The 1,002-nt window shown below is 68.0% G+C and carries 2 protein-coding genes; one reads left to right on the top strand and one right to left on the bottom strand.

Annotation, left to right across the window (positions count from 1 at the left end; all coding sequences use genetic code 11):
* On the bottom strand, nt 1-447 hold a 447-nt coding region (locus CLM62_RS39380; protein WP_143659231.1), incomplete at its 3' end, for an SDR family NAD(P)-dependent oxidoreductase.
* Nucleotides 448-575: 128 nt separating this feature from the next.
* Here CLM62_RS39380 and CLM62_RS39375 point away from each other — a divergent pair.
* A partial coding sequence (locus tag CLM62_RS39375) for an Rrf2 family transcriptional regulator (RefSeq protein ID WP_107483853.1) occupies nt 576-1,002 on the top strand: 427 nt, incomplete at its 3' end.

Below are 1,002 nucleotides of genomic sequence, written 5' to 3'. Positions count from 1 at the left end.
CCGGGAGCCCAGTCCGGAACTCACCGTGATGATGCGGCCGCCCGCGCGCAGCACTCGGGAGGCGGCCCGGATGACGGCGATCACGCCGAGGTAGTTGGTGGCGTGCATCCGGTCCAGTGCGGCGGTGTCGGCGTCCGGGTCGTCCACCGTGCCAGCCACGGAGATCGCCGCGTTGTTGACGAGGATGTCCAGGCCGCCGAAGTGCGCCACCACGTCATCAATCAGCGCCGGCGCCCGGCTCGTGTCTGCCTGGTCGGACTGGAAGGCGACGGCCTTGGCTCCCTTGCCGTGCACCTCGTCGACGACGGCCTGCGCCTGCTTCTCGGAGCTGACGTAGGTGAAGGCGACGTCGGCGCCCTGCTCGGCCAGCAGCCGTACGGTCGCGGCTCCCAGTCCGCGCGACCCCCCGGTGACCAGGGCGACCTTGCCCATGAGTGGCTTGCTCATTCTTCTCACCTCGTTGATTGACCCTTCCTGGCAGTCGCAACGTTAATTGTTACGACAGGCTGTTGCAACCTTCACTGTTACGACTGCGCTGTCGTAACATAAAGCGTTGCGGCCGAGAGGAGGAGTCCATGAGCGCCAACAGCAGGCTGACCATCGCCGCCCACGCGCTGGCCTGGATCGGCCTCTACCAGCGCCAAGGCCATGAGGTCGCCACCTCCGAGCAGATCGCGGCCAGCGCGAACACCAACCCCGTGGTGATCAGACGGCTGCTCGGCGAGCTGCGCAGGGCCGGGCTCGTGGAGTCCCGGCGGGGCGTGGGCGCGGGCTGGTCGCTGGCGCGCGAGCTGGAGTCGATGACCCTGCTCGACGTGTACGAGGCAGTGGAACCCGGCCCGCTGTTCGCGATGCACCGCACCACCCCGGACCAGGAATGCGTGGTGGGTCACGGCATCCAGCCGGCAATGCAGGGCATCTACGAGGGCATCGAGGAGACCCTGAGACACGAGCTGGCCCGCGTCACGCTCGAGAACGTACTCCGGGACGTACTCGCGGCAC

The organism is Streptomyces sp. SA15 (genome assembly GCF_002291145.1).
In the GTDB taxonomy this organism is placed as follows: Bacteria; Actinomycetota; Actinomycetes; order Streptomycetales; family Streptomycetaceae; genus Streptomyces.
Note: the sequence above shows the minus strand (reverse complement) of the source record. Positions and strands in the feature narration are given on the sequence as shown.